General features: G+C 71.3%; 12 protein-coding genes. 2 read left to right on the top strand and 10 right to left on the bottom strand.

What is annotated here, in order from left to right:
* Positions 1-63: 63 nt before the first annotated feature.
* The 3 genes from ACO2RJ_RS10280 to ACO2RJ_RS10270 form a co-directional block, all read right to left on the bottom strand.
* Complete coding sequence (locus ACO2RJ_RS10280; protein ID WP_423267908.1) at positions 64-2,037, bottom strand: DUF882 domain-containing protein; 1,974 nt, start codon at positions 2,035-2,037, stop codon at positions 64-66.
* 243 nt (positions 2,038-2,280) lie between these two features.
* Entirely contained in the window at positions 2,281-4,218 is a 1,938-nt protein-coding gene (locus tag ACO2RJ_RS10275; RefSeq protein ID WP_423267907.1) for a L,D-transpeptidase family protein, read from the bottom strand.
* A gap of 78 nt (positions 4,219-4,296) precedes the next feature.
* Entirely contained in the window at positions 4,297-5,787 is a 1,491-nt protein-coding gene (locus ACO2RJ_RS10270) for a sigma-54-dependent transcriptional regulator (RefSeq protein ID WP_423267906.1), read from the bottom strand.
* A gap of 178 nt (positions 5,788-5,965) precedes the next feature.
* On the opposite strand from ACO2RJ_RS10270, the gene ACO2RJ_RS10265 reads away from it, so the two are divergent.
* Both ACO2RJ_RS10265 and ACO2RJ_RS10260 read left to right on the top strand, forming a co-directional pair.
* Positions 5,966-7,750 (top strand): M3 family oligoendopeptidase, encoded by a 1,785-nt coding sequence (locus ACO2RJ_RS10265; protein ID WP_423267905.1) that lies wholly within the window; start codon positions 5,966-5,968, stop codon positions 7,748-7,750.
* 143 nt (positions 7,751-7,893) lie between these two features.
* Positions 7,894-8,823: a hypothetical protein gene (locus ACO2RJ_RS10260; RefSeq protein ID WP_423267904.1), complete on the top strand. Its 930-nt coding sequence runs from the start codon at positions 7,894-7,896 to the stop codon at positions 8,821-8,823.
* Positions 8,824-9,066: 243 nt separating this feature from the next.
* Here ACO2RJ_RS10260 and ACO2RJ_RS10255 read toward each other — a convergent pair whose 3' ends face one another.
* The 7 genes from ACO2RJ_RS10255 to ACO2RJ_RS10225 all read right to left on the bottom strand — a co-directional run bounded on the left by ACO2RJ_RS10255 (position 9,067) and on the right by ACO2RJ_RS10225 (position 16,121).
* Positions 9,067-9,549 carry an ATP F0F1 synthase subunit B gene (locus ACO2RJ_RS10255; RefSeq protein ID WP_423267903.1) on the bottom strand — a complete coding sequence of 161 codons (483 nt, stop codon included), beginning with the start codon at positions 9,547-9,549 and terminating at the stop codon, positions 9,067-9,069.
* 16 nt (positions 9,550-9,565) lie between these two features.
* Positions 9,566-10,174, bottom strand: a complete 609-nt coding sequence (locus ACO2RJ_RS10250) for a F0F1 ATP synthase subunit B (protein ID WP_423267902.1) — start codon at positions 10,172-10,174, stop codon at positions 9,566-9,568.
* A gap of 55 nt (positions 10,175-10,229) precedes the next feature.
* On the bottom strand, positions 10,230-10,454 hold the full coding sequence (locus ACO2RJ_RS10245) for a F0F1 ATP synthase subunit C (protein ID WP_423267901.1): 225 nt from the start codon (positions 10,452-10,454) through the stop codon (positions 10,230-10,232).
* Between the two features lie 71 nt (positions 10,455-10,525).
* On the bottom strand, positions 10,526-11,272 hold the full coding sequence (locus tag ACO2RJ_RS10240; protein WP_423267900.1) for a F0F1 ATP synthase subunit A: 747 nt from the start codon (positions 11,270-11,272) through the stop codon (positions 10,526-10,528).
* A 67-nt stretch (positions 11,273-11,339) separates the two neighbouring features.
* On the bottom strand, positions 11,340-11,708 hold the full coding sequence (locus tag ACO2RJ_RS10235; protein ID WP_423267899.1) for an AtpZ/AtpI family protein: 369 nt from the start codon (positions 11,706-11,708) through the stop codon (positions 11,340-11,342).
* 219 nt (positions 11,709-11,927) lie between these two features.
* Positions 11,928-15,377, bottom strand: coding sequence for a chromosome segregation protein SMC (gene smc, locus ACO2RJ_RS10230; RefSeq protein ID WP_423267898.1), 3,450 nt, complete (start codon positions 15,375-15,377; stop codon positions 11,928-11,930).
* 78 nt (positions 15,378-15,455) lie between these two features.
* A complete protein-coding gene (locus ACO2RJ_RS10225) occupies positions 15,456-16,121 on the bottom strand; it encodes a DsbA family protein (RefSeq protein ID WP_423267897.1) in 666 nt (221 codons plus the stop codon).
* Positions 16,122-16,270 lie beyond the last annotated feature (149 nt).

Raw genomic sequence — 16,270 nt, 5'->3', positions numbered from 1 at the left:
AGCCCCGGACCTGAGGTCCGGGGCTTTTGCGTTTCGGTTTTCGCCGGGTGAGACGACGTGCGGTCAGCCGTGCTTGCGGCCGGTCGCACTCGCGAAGGAGGAGCCGCCCGGCAGGAAAGAGCGGGTCTGCAGCAGCATCACGGCGCGGCCCGCGAAGCGATCGCTGCGGGCGCCCAGCGTGGGATCGGAGCCGAAGCCGCCGACCAGAGCGGCCGTAGGCGCGGTCAGAAGGCTCGCGAGCTGGATCTGATCCGGATGGATCATCTCGCCCTCGCGCTCCGCGCGAATGGCGCGGATCGCGAGATCGTAGCCCGCCTCGTCAAGCGGCTGCGTGACGAGCGGACCGGCGGCGAGCGTCGCGCGGCGGCGCTGGGGCGCGGTCGCGGCGGCATAGACGGCGGCGGGGGTCGAATAGGGCGAGAGCACCCGGAGGTTCGGGTCGACCGGGGCGGTCGCGGTCACGCGGGTCTGCGGCGCGATCGCGGCGCGCGGCGTGGCGGCGGTGGACCCGCGCGGCAGATCGACCGCCTCCGGCGCGTAGGCGAGCGCCATCTCGGCGGATTCGGCGGCGGCGCCCCTCTTCTGCAGGAAGGCGTCGGGCAGGCGCGGGAAGGTCGCGGCTTCGGCCTGATAGGCGCTCGCGACCTGAGGATCGATCTCGCGGGGCTTGGCGCTCGCGGCGGGGCCGGGCGTCGGCAGCGCGGCGAGAACGGCGACCGCGCTCTCGGAGGTCGGCCGCGGACGCGGCGTCGGGATCGACGACGCCAGCGCCAGAGCCGGCTCGGCCGAACCGACCGTCTCGCCCTGCCGATGCGGCTGGGCGCCGGCGCGCCACACCAGGTCGGGGCCGGCCTTGGTTTCGGCGACGGCGACGTCGGTCTCGGCCGAGGCGAGCTGGATCGGCGCCGCCGGCGGGAGCGGGACGGGCTTGGCCGCCACCACGGCCGGCGCGACCGGGGGAAGCGGGATCGAGGCGGTGCGGATCTCGGCCTCGGCCGAGGTCTTCGCCTGCGCCATCGCGGGGGCGATCGGCGGCATCGGGACGGCGGCCGAGGCCACGACCGTCTCGACGGGCGCCTGACGGACCATGTCGGCGGGCCGCGGCGCCGGCACCGGCACGCGAAGGGTCGCGACGCGGGTCGGGGCGGCCGGGGACGCGCCTTCGCCGTCACCCGACGAGGAGGACGCCGCGCCGCGCGCCGGCGCGGCGGAGGCGACCGCGGTGGCTTCGGACGCGTTGTCCTCGCCCTCGTCGCCGCCGCCGAACAGGCGGGCGAAGAAGCCCTTGCCGCTGCTGGAGCCGCCGGCCGAGGAATAGGCCGAGTCGATGGAGACTTCGCCGCGCGACTTCAGCTCGGCCATCGCGAGCTGGTAGCCCGGCATCTGGCCGCCTTCGGCGGGCTGATGGACGGTCTTGCCGTCGGGGAACAGGCGCGCGAGCTGCGAGCGGCTCATGCGCGGCCAGGCGCGGATCGAGCCGGCGTCGAGATGCACGAAGGGCCGGCCCGAGGTCGGATAGAAGCCGACGCCGCCGCGCTGCAGCCGCATGCCGGCCTCGCGCACCGCGGAGACGGGAACGCCGGTGATGTAGAAGTCCATCGCCCGGCCGAGCATGTGCTGGCTGAACTTGGCGACGCCGTGGGAACGGGCGCGCAGCATCGCGTTGGTTTCGGGGCTGCGGTAGGCGGAGACGATGTTGATCATCTGCCCGCGGCCGACGGCGCGGTGCGCCTCCCACACGATGTCGAACAGCCGCGGCTCCATCCGCGTCTGCTTGTTGTTGCGCCAGTCCCGGAGGAAGTAGCTGAGCTGCCTCAGCCCATCCGAGTCATAGCGCCCGTTCCGCTTGAAGGTGACCGTGATCTGGTCGCCTCGATGCGTGTGGTACAGGGTCAGGCTGCGCGTGTCGCCGTTTGCCTGCGCGTTCTGGGTGGCCTCGGAGCCTGCGATCAACGCAAGGGCGCCAAGGAGCACGGCGCTGACGCTGCGCTTAAACTGAGGCGCGGCGAAGCGACGAGACGAGCGGGAATCGAGCAATGATCCGTCCTGACCCTATGAGACCGGAGGAGAGGCCTCGCGGCTGATGCCGCGGTGCAACGCCTGATCAACAAAGTTTCAGCGGGAGTGGTTAATACGCGGTGACTTAATCCGCGAAGACGCTCCAAATCCCCCGTCACTGTGTCGTGTTAGACGCAGAATGGGGCAAAAGCTAGCCCCGTTTGTCCCCCACGAGTCGAAATTAAGACTTGCTGACTTGCGGTTTTCGCGCTGAGCGGATTGTCAGCGCGAATCACCGAACAGCCGAGAAAGCCAAGAGGACTGCTGGACGGGGGCAGGGACCGCGGCGGGCGCGACCGAGGCCTGCGCCGTCGGGGCGGGCTTCTTCGGCTTGGCCTTGGCGACCTTGGGCGCCGGCTCGACGGGGAGCGGCGGCAGCGGCTCGCCCCGCAGCGCGGCATGCAGCCGCGCGTCCAGGGAATAGAGATCCTTGCGCGTCCGAAGCTCGCCGTTCTCGTCCACCCACGCGGTAAAGTAGGTCAGGTGAACCGGGATCGAGGTCGTCAGACCGAGGCTGCGCTCCTTGCCGCCGATCATGCCTTTCAGCCGCGCTCCGCCCAGCCCCTGATCGCCCGCGAGCGCGTCGGCGAATTCGAGCGGCTTGTCGACGCGGACGCAGCCGTGGCTGAGCGCGCGCGCGTCGCGCTGAAACAGCGTCCGGGTCGGCGTGTCGTGCAGATAGACCGAGTGGCTGTTCGGAAACATGAACTTGATGTGGCCGAGCGCGTTGCGCTCGCCCGGCGGCTGGCGGATGCGCAGCTTCTGCGCCGCGACCAGCGACCAGTCGACGTTCTCGACCTTGCGCCCGCGGCTGTCGACCACCTCGAAGCCGCGCAGCGATCCGTTGCGCATCTCCTTCATCGCGATCGACACCGGCACGTTCCAGTACGGGTTGACCACGATGTGGTCGATTGCGTTCGAAAACACGGGAGTCTGGTTGGTCGCCTTTCCCACGATCACGCGCGTCTCGTAGATCGACTGCCCGTCCTGCATGATGTGCAGCTGGAACGCCGGGATGTCGACGAACACGTGTCGGGCGCCGAGGTCGCGCGGCATCCAGCGCCAGCGCTCCATGTTCATTTCGATGAGGTCGGTGTCGCGGCGGGGCCGGGCGCCGGCGTCGAGCGCGCGGACGGTCTGCCGGTTGATCAGGCCGGACGCGCCGATCTTGTTGCTCTTCTGGAAGGCGATCACGGCGTCGGCGAGCACGTCGTCGTAAAAGGTGTCGTTCGCCGGCCCGTCGAGGCCGAGCCGGGTCCGCAGCAGCGGCACGCGCGGATCCTCCTCGCCGGGCTTCAGCAGCTTGCCAAAGCCGATCTTCGGACGTTCGGGCTGATCCGTCTCGTCCGCGCGGGCGGAAGCGAGCAGTTTGCGCAGCGCCTGGAACTGCGGATGTTGCGGGTTGAAGCCGTCGAGCGCGGCGACGATGTCGGGAGCGTTCTCGAACGTGGCGAGCGCCGCGGCGGCGTCGAACGGATCGGGCTTTGCGGTGATGGAGGGGCTGACGACCGACGGCCGGATCCGGCCGCTCCACGCCGTGCGGGCGTAAGCGAGCGCCGCCGTCGTCAACTGAGCCTCGGCGCGGGCGATCTCGGCCGCCTCGCCGCTCGAAGGCGTCGCCGGCAGCTTGAAGTCGCGCGGATTGAGCGCGTCGCCGTCCGCCGCGGCGATGCGCGCCATCGCGGCTTCGGCCTTCGAAGAAAAGCGCCCGTTCTCGATCCAGATCGGCTCGCCGTCGCGCGCCGCGTAGAATTCGATGAGCGCGCCGCGGTCGGCGGAGGAGAGCCGCAGGTCGGAGCCAGGGCCCGTCTGCGCCAGCAGCGCGGTGAGCGCGGCCGGAACCGGCGCGAGCGCCGTCACGGTCGGGGCCGGCGCGGGAGGCACGGCCTCGCCCGTCGCGGCCGGCGACGGGACGGCGCCGGTGGCTTCGGGCGTCGTCGCCGTCGTGCGCGGCGCGAAATCGGAATCGTCGACCTCGGGCGGAGCCGCGCTCGGCGCCGGGATCGCGATCGGCGTCGGATCGGGCGAGGCGACGGCCGCGCCCTGGGCGCGCGCGCCGGTCGCGAGCAGCGCCGCGACTGCGGCCCCCGTGAACAGAACCCGGCCGGGGCCTCCGAAGCGGGAACGCCTATGCGGGATCGCGACCGGGACCGTTGACATAGGCGTACCTCTCAGTGACGGGCGGACGATGAATCCGGCCAGCGTTCAATTCAACTGCATGACGGCGCACAATCGCGTTCACGCGACGGCTTGGCCGTCCTCCGTGTCGCGACCGCCACATTCCTCGTCGAGCCCGAGGTCCTTCAGCCGCCGGTAGAGCGTGGAGCGGCCGATCCCGAGCCGCCGGGCGACTTCGGTCATCTGCCCGTCATGGTGACGGATCGCGTAGCGGATCGCGTCGGCCTCGAGCGCCTCGAGCGGCCTGAGCTGGCCGTCCGGCGCGAACAGCGCCAGCGCCGGCGCTTCCGGGCGGCGCTCCAGTTCAGGCTCCGCGAGGTCGCGCGCGAGAGAGGGCAGGGGCTCGTCGTCGAGCGCGTCCGCCGTCTCGCCGATCAGCCCGGCGATCTCGGGAAAGTCCGTCGGCCGCAGCTCCGATCCTTCCGCCAGCACCACCGCGCGGAAGACGGCGTTCTCCAACTGGCGGACATTGCCCGGCCAGTCGAACCGTTCGAGCAGACTGAGGGCGGCCGGCGCGAGGTCGACGATCGGTCGGCTCTCTTCCGCCGCGAAGCGGGCGAGGAAGCGGCGGGCGAGGTCCCGGACGTCGGCGAGCCGCGCCCGCAGCGGCGGCACGCGGATCGGAAACACGCTGAGTCGGTAATAGAGATCCTCCCGGAACGCGCCCTGGCGCACCCGCGAGAACAGATCGCGGTTGGTCGCCGAGACGATGCGAATGTCGACCTTGACCGGACGTTTGGCGCCGACCGGGTCGACCTCGCCCTCCTGCAGCGCGCGTAGCAGCTTGACCTGCGCCTCCGCCGGCAGTTCGCCGATCTCGTCCAGGAACAGGGTGCCGCCGTCGGCCTCGACGAACTTGCCGACGTGCCGGTCGGTCGCGCCGGTGAAGGCGCCCCTCTCATGGCCGAACAGGATCGATTCCACGAGGTTCTGCGGGATCGCCCCGCAATTGACGGTGACGAACGGCTTTCCCCGGCGCTCGCCGGTGCCGGCGATCGCGCGCGCGAGCAGCTCCTTGCCGACGCCGGATTCGCCTTCGATCAGGACCGGGATCGTCGAGGCCGCGGCGCGCTCGCCGAGCCGGATCGCCTCGGCCATCGCCGGCGCGCGGGTCGGCAGATCCTTGAAGGACAGCGTGCCGGCGGCGCGGCGGCCGATCCGGCGGATCTCGCCCTGCAGGGCGTCCGTCCTCAGCGCGTTGCGGATCGAGACCTGAAGCCGTTCGGGGCCGACCGGCTTCACCACGAAATCGGCGGCGCCGGCCCGCATCGCGGTCACGACGGCGTCGATCGAGCCGTTCGCGGTCTGGACGATCACGGGGGTGACGATCCCGTGCTCGCGCATGCGGGCGAGCACGCCGAGACCGTCGATCTCCGGCATGACGAGGTCGAGAAAGACGAGGTCGTAGGCGGCGGCGGGGTCGGTCAGCGCCTCGATCGCGCCCGCGCCGTCCTCCGCGGTGCGCGCCTGATAGCCGAAGCGGCGGACCTGCGCCTCCAGCAGGCGGCGCTGGACCGGATCGTCGTCGACGATGAGGATCACGGCGCTCATACGGGTCTTTCGGTCAGCGCGATCGGGCGTCCGGCGCGAGCATCCTCGCCCAGGGTAAATGTCGCCTTAAGTCGCGCGCCTGAGCGCCGCCGCGTCGTGCGCCATTGATCGGGGAAGGGCGCCTTGCGATATCTGCGGGCGACCCACCTGTCCCGATCCCAGCGAAACGAGCGCCGCCTTGACCACCGCCCCCGCCCTCGGGACCCTTCCCGAATGGAACCTCGCCGACCTCTATTCCGGGATCGACGCTCCCGAATTCGCGGCCGACCTTGCGCGCGCCGACGCCGACGCGCGGGCCTTCGAGACGGCGTGGAAAGGCGGGCTCGCCGTCGCCGCCGGCGAGAACCGCCTGGTCGAGGCCGTCCGGGGGTATGAAGCGCTCGACGATCTGACGGGACGCATCGCCTCCTACGCCAGCCTCGTCTACGCCGGGAACACCGCCGACCCGAAAGGCTCGAAGTTCTACGGCGACGTGCAGGAGAAGCTGACCAACATCTGGTCGCATCTGCTGTTCTTCACCCTGGAGCTGAACCGGCTCGACGACGCCGTGCTCGAGGCGGCGCTGGCCGATCCCGCGCTCGCCCGCTACCGGCCCTTCCTGGAAGACGTGCGAAAGGAGCGGCCGCATCAGCTCGAGGATCGCGTCGAGCAGCTGTTCCACGAAAAATCCACCACGAGTCGCGGGGCCTGGAACCGGCTGTTCGACGAGACGATGGCCGCCCTGCGATTCGAGGTCGACGGCGAGCAGCTCACCCTCGAGCCGACGCTGAACCTGCTCCAGGATTCCGACTGCGCGGTGCGCGAAAAGGCGTCGAAGGCCCTCGCCAAGACCTTCGCCGCCAATGTCCGGACCTTCACGCTGATCACCAACGTGCTCGCCAAGGACAAGGAGATCTCCGACCGCTGGCGGTCGTTCGAGGACGTCGCCGACTCCCGCCACCTCTCCAACCGCGTCGAGCGCGAGGTGGTCGACGCGCTGGTCTCGGCGGTGCGCGACGCCTATCCCCGCCTGTCGCACCGCTATTACAGGCTGAAGGCCAAGTGGTTCGGCGTCGAGCAGCTCAATTCGTGGGACCGCAACGCGCCGCTCCCCACCACGCCGTCGCGCGTCATCTCATGGGACGAGGCGCGCGAGACCGTGCTCGGCGCCTATAGCGGCTTCGCGCCGCGCATGGCGGACATCGCGAAGCGCTTCTTCGACGATCGCTGGATCGACGCGCCGAGCCGGCCGGGCAAGGCCCCCGGCGCCTTCGCCCATCCCACCGTTCCTTCCGCGCATCCTTACGTCCTGCTGAACTATCTCGGCCGTCCGCGGGACGTGATGACGCTCGCCCATGAACTCGGCCACGGCGTCCACCAGGTTCTGGCGGCGCCCCACGGCGCGCTCATGGCGCCGACGCCGCTGACGCTCGCCGAGACCGCCTCGGTGTTCGGCGAGATGCTCACCTTCCGCGCGCTGCTCAAGGCGACGACCAGCCAGGCCGAGCGCAAGGCGATGCTCGCGGCCAAGGTCGAGGACATGATCAACACGGTGGTGCGTCAGATCGCCTTTTACTCCTTCGAGCGGCGGATCCATCTGGCGCGCCGGGAGGGCGAGCTGACCTCCGACCAGATCAACGCGATCTGGATGGAGATCCAGGCCGAGAGCCTCGGGCCGGCGATCAAGCTCGCCGAAGGCTACGAGACGTTCTGGACCTACATCCCGCACTTCATCCACTCGCCGTTCTACGTCTACGCCTACGCCTTCGGCGACTGCCTCGTGAACTCGCTCTACGCCGTCTACGAGAACGCGGCGGACGGCTTCGCCGAGCGCTACTTCACGCTGCTGTCGGCCGGCGGGACCAAGCATCATTCCGAGGTCCTCGCGCCCTTCGGGCTCGACGCGCGGGATCCGGCGTTCTGGCAGACCGGCCTGTCGCTGATCGAGCGGATGATCGCCGAACTGGAGGCGATGGAGGACTGAACGGCCGCGGGTCCCGCGACGACGCGCCGGACGCGGCGGGGTTTTCGACTCTTGACTGAGTCTTTTTCTCCGCACTTCCGCCTGATTCGTTGCTAAACAGTTAGCAACGAGGGGAGTGTCGTCATTCTGAGGACTGAGGCGCCATGATTCAGTTTTCGCGCATGGCCGTCGCGGCCGGCGTCGCGACCACGATCGTGGGAGCCGCGGGCGCTTTTGCGGCGGAGCGCGTCGCCTCGGCCGACGCCAGCAGCCAGGTCGACCAGGCGGTGGCGCTGGTTTCGGCCGGCGTCGCCCCGAAAGCGGCTCGCGACCCCTCCTGCCCGACCGCCGTGGTCGACAGCCAGGCCGAGCAGTTCCCGCGCAGCGACGACGCCTTCGCCGCGCGAGTCGAAGGGCTCGCGCGCGACTGCGCCAATCTCGGCGCCGAGACGATCGTCAAGATCGCCGTGATCGGCGAGGGCGAGCGCGATCTTAAGAGAAAAGCGCCGGGCCAGTTCGACGCGCCGCTGCAATTGACGGTGAAGGACGCCCAAGGGGGCTCCGTCGAGACGCGCCGGATCGCGCTCAAGGTCGACATGCCCGACGGGATCCAGAAGGTCGCGTTCCGCCACCTCGAGGAGAATGTGTCGCTGCCGCCGGCCGAGGGCGGATACGCCGGCTGGACGATCGTGGTCGGCTTCGAGCAGGGCGGGCCCGTCGAACTCGCCAAATTCGAGGAGAAGGACGCGGAGCCCGTCGCTGCGCCGTCCCCCAAGACCAAGCGCTCCTCGACGTCCCGGAAGGCCTCGCGCGCTGGGCGCCGCGCGGTCGCGCGACGTCAGGCCCCGCCGCCGGCGGCGCCGATCGTGCAGTCCGTCCAGGTCGTGCAGCCGAAGGTTCCGGAAGCGTCGCCTTCGCCTTGGCAAAAGGTGGCCGACTCGTTCGACAAGCGCCGCGCCAACCGCCAGCGCGCTCAGCCCGCGCAGGGGCAGCGTCCCGCCGCCGCTCAGCCGCCGGCGACCCCGCAGCCGGCGCCGCGTCCTCAGGCCGCCGCCGCGCCGGCCGTCCCGCCGCTCCGCACCGCCGGCCGCTGACGCGTTCCGCGTCTGGAACGGCGAGGGGGCGATCTGCGTCCGCGCGGAGCGTCCTGACCGGGCAAGGGGCGATGAGCCGGCGCTGAAGGGCGGCGTCGTCCGGGGCGGTGCAGACTGCAACGCGGAAGGAGGCGTTTTGCGCGCTCCGACCGCCCACCGTCACGACGCGAGTCCGCGGACGCCTACGACGAAAAAAGGCCGCCGGGACGGCGGCCTCGATTCGAATCCGCAGAGGCGTCCGGCTCAGTTCAGCTTCGAACGGACCTCGGAAAGCCCCTTGTCGAACAGCTGCTCGCCGAGGCCGCTCTTGGTCTGGCCGACCAGCACCGTTTCGGCGGCGGCCACGGCGGCGTCGGCTGCGGCGGCGCGCACCTCGGCGATCGCCTGGGTCTCGGCGAGCGCGATCTTCTGCTCGGCCGCCCTGGTGCGGCGGGCCACGAACTCCTCGGCCTTCGCCTTGGCGTCGGCGGCGAAGCCTTCGGCGTCCGTCTTGGCGTTGGCGACGATCGCCTTCGCTTCCTCTTCGGCCTCTTCACGCTTGCGCCGGTAGTCGTCCAGCACGCGCGCCGCTTCCTCGCGGAGCGACCGCGCTTCGTCGAGTTCGGCTTTGATCTTCGCCGACCGGGCGTCGAGGGTCCGGGCGATCGCGGCCGGCACGCCGAAATAGACGAGCACGCCGAGGAAGATGACGAAGGCTACGGCGACCCAGAGCTCTGCGCTGCCCATGATTCGGTCCCTTCCGTCAGCGTGCGAGCGAGGCGTCGACCGCCTGCTCGATGGCGGCGCCGGCCGGCGGCTTGCCGGTCAGCCGCTCGACGATCGCGGTCCCGGCGTCGATCGCGATGCCGCGGACGTTCGAGAGCGCCGCGGCCTTCGATTCGGCGATCTGCCGATCCGAAGCTTCGAGCTTCGCGTTGAGCTCGGCCTCCACCTGATGACGCTTGGCTTCGGCGTCCTTGCTGACGCGCTCGTGCATCTCGGCCGCGATGCGGTGGCCCTCGGCGCGGGCCTCGGCGAGCGACGTCTCGTAGGCCGCGATCGCCGCGTCCGCCTCGCCCTTGAGGCGGTTCGCCTCGGCGAGGTCGGTCGCGATCTTCTCGGCGCGGCCGTCCAGGATGTTCTGGACGCGCGGCAGCGCGACCTTCGACATCAGCCAGTAGAGCAGGCCGAAGAAGATCGCGAGCCACAGCAGCTGGCCCGGGAAGGTCGAGGAGTCGAACGGCGGGAAGGCCGCATGGCCGCCGCCGTGCGCGCCGCCCGGCGCTTCCGTGCCGGCGTGCGTCTCCGGCGCGGGGCCGTGATCCGCCTGAGCCAGAGTTATGGAGCCGGCGCGGCCGACGCTCTCGGTCATTGAGCTCTCCATGCGCCTGCGCGGGCGAGGCCGCGCAGGTACGGGATCGTCGGGATCAGACGGCGAAGAGCAGCAGAAGCGCGACGAGCAGCGAGAAGATGCCGAGCGCTTCCGTGACCGCGAAGCCGAAGATCAGGCGCGCGAACTGGCCGTCGGCGGCCGAGGGGTTGCGCAACGCGCCGGCGAGGTAGGCCGCGAAGATCGAGCCCACGCCGATGCCGGCGCCGCCCATGCCGAGCGTCGCGAGGCCCGCGCCGATGTACTTGCCCATCTCTTCCATGGCTTGCTCCTTGAGTCGTCAGATCGTCGAAAGGGGTGAAAGGGTCCGTCCGGCCGGCAGGCGCGCCGCGCTCAATGGCCGGGGTGGAGGGCGTCGTTGAGGTAGATGCAGGTCAGGATCGTGAAGACATAGGCCTGCAGGAACGCGACCAGGAATTCGAGCGAGGTGATCGCGATCGTCATGAACAGCGGAAGCACGCCGATCGCAAGCCCGAGCGCGCCGAGGCTTCCCGACAGCATGGTCACGAAGCCCGCGAACACCTTCAGCGTGATGTGTCCGGCGAGCATGTTCGCGAACAGACGAACGCTGAGGCTGATCGGCCTCGACAGGAAGGAGATGACCTCGATCAGCACCACGAGCGGCAGGATGTAGCCCGGCACGCCATGCGGCACGAACAGCTTCAGAAAGCTCACGCCGTGGCGCATGAACCCATAGACGACCACGGTGCCCATCACGAGCATCGCCAGCGCGAAGGTGACGATGATGTGGCTGGTGACGGTGAAGGTGTAGGGCACGAGGCCGATCAGGTTCGCGACCAGCACGAAGATGAACAGCGAGAACACCAGCGGGAAGAACCGCATGCCTTCCTTGCCGGCGGTCTGGCCGATCGTGTCGGCCACGAAGCTGTAGGACATCTCCGCGAGCGACTGCCACCGGCCCGGCACCAGCGTGCGGCTCGAGGTGGCGAGCAGCAGGAAGCCGACGCTGATCGCGACGGTCAGCGCCATATAGGCTGCGGAATTGGTGAAGGCGAAAGTTCCGTCGCCGATCAGCGGGACGATGTTGAACTGATGGATCGGATCGGGTCTGTCGGCCATCGTCCCTATCAGTCGCCTGTTCGGGCGCCGCGCGATGGCGCGGCGTCGCTGCACAAAGCCGGGGACGTCATGTCCCCCGGCCGTCGCCGCCCGGTCCTTTCACAAGACCGGCCGACCTCATCACATTCAACGTTCCGGCCACGAAACCGAGCAGCAGGAACACGATCAGGCCCCACGGGGTCGTCCCGAGAACCCGGTCGAACAGCCAGCCCACGATCCCGCCGGCGACCACGCCGCCCACGAATTCCGAGCTCAGCCTGACCGCGCGCGCAAGGCCGGAGGCGTCCGCCCGCGAGAACCGCGAACCGCCGCCTTCGGCCGTCGTGGAGTCCGACCGTCGCTTCAGCGCCTCGTCGAGCCGGCTGAGCCGGCCGGCGAGATCGCCGTCGCTGGACGAGGATGGCTTTTCCGGTTTGTCGTCAGCGCCGTGCGTCATAGCCGCGTCAGCCCCGCCGAAACCGGAGCCGACCGCGCCCCTGAAACCGCGCGCACCCTAGTTTTGCGCCCGGACCGTGTCAAGGTTCCGCCGCAAAGCTGTAAACCCTTGCGAGCAAACGTAAAAAATCGTGCTTCGCGGGTCTGCGACACTTGCGCGTCCGACCGGCGCGCAAGGCGCCGCGATCACGGTCGCGTTCCCCGAACGCCGGCCCGGGGCCTAGACCGCCTCGGCCAGCCGCTCGGCGGTCTCGAGGTCCACCGAGACGAGCTGGCTGACGCCGCGCTCGACCATGGTGACCCCGAGCAGCCGGTCCATCTGCGCCATGGTGATCGGGTTGTGCGTGACGACCAGGAAGCGCGTCGTGGTGGCGCGCGCCATCTCGCGCAGCAGCGCGCAGAAGCGGTCGACATTGGCGTCGTCGAGCGGGGCGTCGACCTCGTCGAGCACGCAGACCGGGGCGGGGTTGGTGAGAAAGACGGCGAAGACCAGCGACAGCGCCGTCAGCGCCTGTTCGCCGCCGGAGAGCAGCGACAGCGTCTGCGGCTTCTTGCCCGGCGGGCGCGCGATGACTTCGAGCCCGGCTTCGAGCGGATCATCCGATTCGACCAGCTCCAGCCGCGCCTCGCCGCCGTCGAACAGCTTCTCGAACAGCTTGCGGAAGTTGGCGTCCACCCGTTCGAAGGCGGCGAGCAGGCGTCCGCGGCCCTCCTGGTTGAGCGAGCGCACCGCGGCGCGCAGCCGCGCGATCGCCTCGGTGAGATCGTCGCGCTCCGCCGCGAGCTCGGCGCGGCCCTGCTCGACCTCCGCGAGATCCTGCTCGGCGCGCAGATTGACGGGGCCGAGCCGTTCGCGGGCGGCGACCGCCCGAAGATGGCGCGCGTCCGCTTCCTCGACGCTGAGGCGGGGGACGCCTGCAAGCGACGCCGCGAGTTCCCGGGCGGTCGCGCCCCGCGCCTCCATGATCCGCGCGTCGGCGGCGGCGACGCGCTCGCGCGCGGCCTCGAGCCGGGCGCCGGCGCGGGCGGTCGCCTCGCGGATCTCGGAGAGCCGATCGAGCGCGGTCCGCGCGGCGCGGTCGGCGTCGCGATGCGCGGTTTCGGCGCGGGCGAGCGCGTCGGCGGCGGAACGGGCGGCGGCCTCCGCGCCCGACAGAACGCCGCGCAACGCCGTCCGTCGTTCCGCGATCGCGTCCGGCCGATCCTCGAGCGCGGCGCGTTCGGCTGCGGCTTCCGCCCGCCTGCCCGCGAGATCGGCGAGCCGCTCGGCGGCGCCGTCGCGCCGGCGTGTCCAGGAGGCGAGATCGGTCTCGAGTTCGCCGCGCCTCGTCCGACGACGCTTCCCCTCCGCCTCATGCGCCTCGACCTCGGCGCGCCGGGCCGCCGCAGTCCGCCGCCCATCAGCGACCGCCGACTGGAGAGCGCCGAGTTCGGCCGCTTCGTCGGGGGCGGGGAGGGCCGCGAGCGCCGTCTCGGCCTCGGCGAGGGCCGCGGCCAGCTCGGCGCGCTGCGCCTCGACGCGTGCGACCGCTTCCTCGACCGCCGAGCGCCGCGCCATGACCTTGGCGCCGGCCCGCTCGGCCGCGGCGTGCGCGTCGCGCGCCTGGTCGGCGGCGGCGCGGGCGGCTTTCACAGCGTCGCGCGCCCTGCGTTCGGCGTCGGCTGCGGCCGACGTCTTGGCGCGGGCCTCGTCGACCGCGGCGCGCAGCCGGTCGGCCTCGGCGCGGGCCTCCGCGGCCTCGCGCTCGACCGCGCCGAGCCGGTTCTTCTCCGCGAGCCGCCGGGCGGCGGGAGTCGGCGCTTCGGCCGCGAGCGTCAGCCCGTCCCAGCGCCAGAGGTCGCCCTCGCGGCTGACGAGCCGCTGCCCCGGCGCGAGCCCTGCTCGAAGCGCCTCCCCGGCGCTGCGATCGACCACCCCGATCTGCGCCAGCCGCCGGCCGAGCTCGGGCGGCGCGACCACGTGGGCCGCGAGCGGCTCGGCGCCGTCCGGCAAAGACGGATCGCCGGCCGCGTCCGTCGCGGTCCAGCGCGCAGGCGCGGACGGGTCGATCGCGGCGTCGAGATCGTCGCCGAGCGCGGCCCCGAGCGCGGTCTCGTAGCCGGGATCGACGACCAGCAGGTCGACGATCGGCGGATGCTTGCGCGAGGCGTCGCCGGCGAAGAGTTTTGACAGCGTCCGCGCTTCCGTGGAGGCGCGCTCGGCGCGGGCGTTGGCCTGCGCCGCCGGGCCGCGCGCCGCGCCTTCGGCGGCGCGGGCTCGCGCATGCGCGGCCTCCGCCGCCTCCGCCGCGCGTTCGGCGTCGGCGGCGCTCGCTCGCGCGGCGTCGACGCGAGCCGAAAGCGCCGGCGCGTCGCCCTCCCGCCCGGCCTCCGCGGCGAGACGGGCGCCTTCGGCCGCGAGCTCGCGGGCCTCGCGGTCCAGGCCGTCGCCGCGGCGACGCGCGTCGTCCCGGCTGCGCTCGAGTTCGCGCCGTCGGGCGGAACGCGCAGCCGCGTCGCGCGTCGCCGCGGCGAGGGCCGCTTCGACGTCGGTCAGCGCGGCCTCCGCCTCGGCGAGACGGTCGGCGAGATCGCGCTTCGCGCCGTCGTCGCCGTCTTCCGCCTCGGGCGGCCCCAGCGCGGCGATCGCCGCAGCGAGCGACCCGATCGACGCGTCGGCGTCGGCCGCCAGCGTCTGCTCGCGGGCGAGATCGCCGTCGATCTGGGACAAGCGCCGGTCGAGCTCCGCAAGCCGGGCGCGGGCGCGGGCTTCTTCGCCTTCGAGCTCGCCGGCCTCCTGCGCGATGCGGCGGAGCGCGGCGTCGGCCTGCGCGGCCGCGGCGCGCGCCGGACCGAGCGCATGCGCCGCCACGCCCTCGGCCCGCGCGGCCTCGCCCTGAACGCGCGTCGCCTCGGCCATCTCGGCGAGCGCTTGGGTCTCGGCGCGCTCGGCCTCGGCGACGCCCGCGGCCGCCTCGTCGTGGCGGGCGATCAGCGCGAGGGCTTCGGCCGTCCGCACCTCCTCGGTCAGCGCCCTGTAGCGTTCGGCGCCGCGCGCCTGCTTTTTCAGCGCTTCGGCGCGGTCGCCGAGCTGGCCCAGCACGTCCTCGACGCGGAGAAGGTTCTGCTCGGCCGCCTCGAGCCGGCTTTCGGCCTCGCGGCGGCGCTGGTGCAGGCCGGCGATGCCCGCGGCCTCCTCGAGGATGCGCCTTCGCTGATCGGGTCGGGCGTTGATGATCTCGCCGACCCGGCCCTGCCCGACCAGCGCCGGCGAGCGCGCGCCGGACGAGGCGTCGGCGAACAGCAGATGCACGTCGCGCGCGCGCGCCTCGCGGCCGTTGATCCGGTAGGTGGAGCCCAGCCCGCGCGAGATCTTGCGGCTGACCTCGATCTCCGACAGCGCGTTGAACGGCTCGGGCGCCGTGCGCGCGGAGTTGTCGAGGGTAAGGCAGACTTCGGCGTGATTGCGCGCCGGCCGGCCGCCGGAGCCCGCGAAGATCACGTCGTCCATGCCTGAGGCGCGCAGGGATTTGAACGAGCTTTCGCCCATCACCCAGCGCAGCGCCTCGACGAGGTTGGACTTGCCGCAGCCATTGGGGCCGACGACGCCGGTGAGGCCCGGCTCGATCGGCGCGTCGGTCGGCTCGACGAAGGTCTTGAAGCCGACGAGGCGGAGCCGGGCGAAGTTCACGACGCCGCCCCGCCGTGCGAGGCGCCGCGCGTCGGCGCTCCCGCTAGATCGCGCGCGGAGACAGGGTCAGGACGGCGCTCAGGCCTTCCCCACCAGAGGGTCAAGAATCTTCTTGAGATCCTCAAAGCTCATCGCCCCGCGCTGGATCTTGCCGTTGATGAAGAACGTGGGCGTGGAGTTCACCCCGAACTTCTCCGCCCCGCGCTGGCGGACCCAGTTCACTCCGTCGAGCAGCTCCTGATTCGTCAAGCACTCCTCGAAGCTCTGCTGTGTGAAACCGATCTGCTTCACCAGCGCCTGCAGGCCTTCGACCGGCTTGTCGGCATAGGCCCACTGGCGCTGTTCCTTGAACAGCAGCTCGACGACCGAGAAATATTTGTCCTCGCCGGCGCAGCGGGCGATCATGAAGCCTGCGGCCGAGAGCGGATCGAGCGGGAACTCCCGCAGGATGAAGCGCACCTTGCCGGCGTCGATGTATTCCGCCTTGAGCTTCGGGAAGGTGTCGACGGCGAACTTCGCGCAATGGCCGCAGGTGGTCGAGGCGTATTCGATGATCGTGACCGGCGCGTCTTCCTTGCCTTCGGCCTTTTCGCCGAGCGGCCCGGCGACGGCGAGCTCCTCGGCGCTGGGCGCCTGTGCCTGAGCCTCCGACACGAAGCCGAAACGCGGCGCAAGCGACAGGCAGGCGAAGCCGGCCGCGGTCAGCGCGGCGGTCTCCAGAAGGCGGCGGCGGGTCAACGTCACGGGGGCGGATCCTCGGGTCTCTGGCGCCTTGAGGCGTCGTCGTCTTGATCAGGCGGGCGCAAGGTCGCGGCTTAAGACTCTATTCGCAAGGGGAATGTGGCGTGATCATGCCGCTCGGCCCGTCGGCGCGTCACGGCGGCGTGACAAGG

This window comes from Hansschlegelia sp. KR7-227 (assembly GCF_049446035.1).
Classification (GTDB): domain Bacteria; phylum Pseudomonadota; class Alphaproteobacteria; order Rhizobiales; family Methylopilaceae; genus Methylopila.
This window is presented reverse-complemented; position numbering and strand designations above follow the sequence as displayed.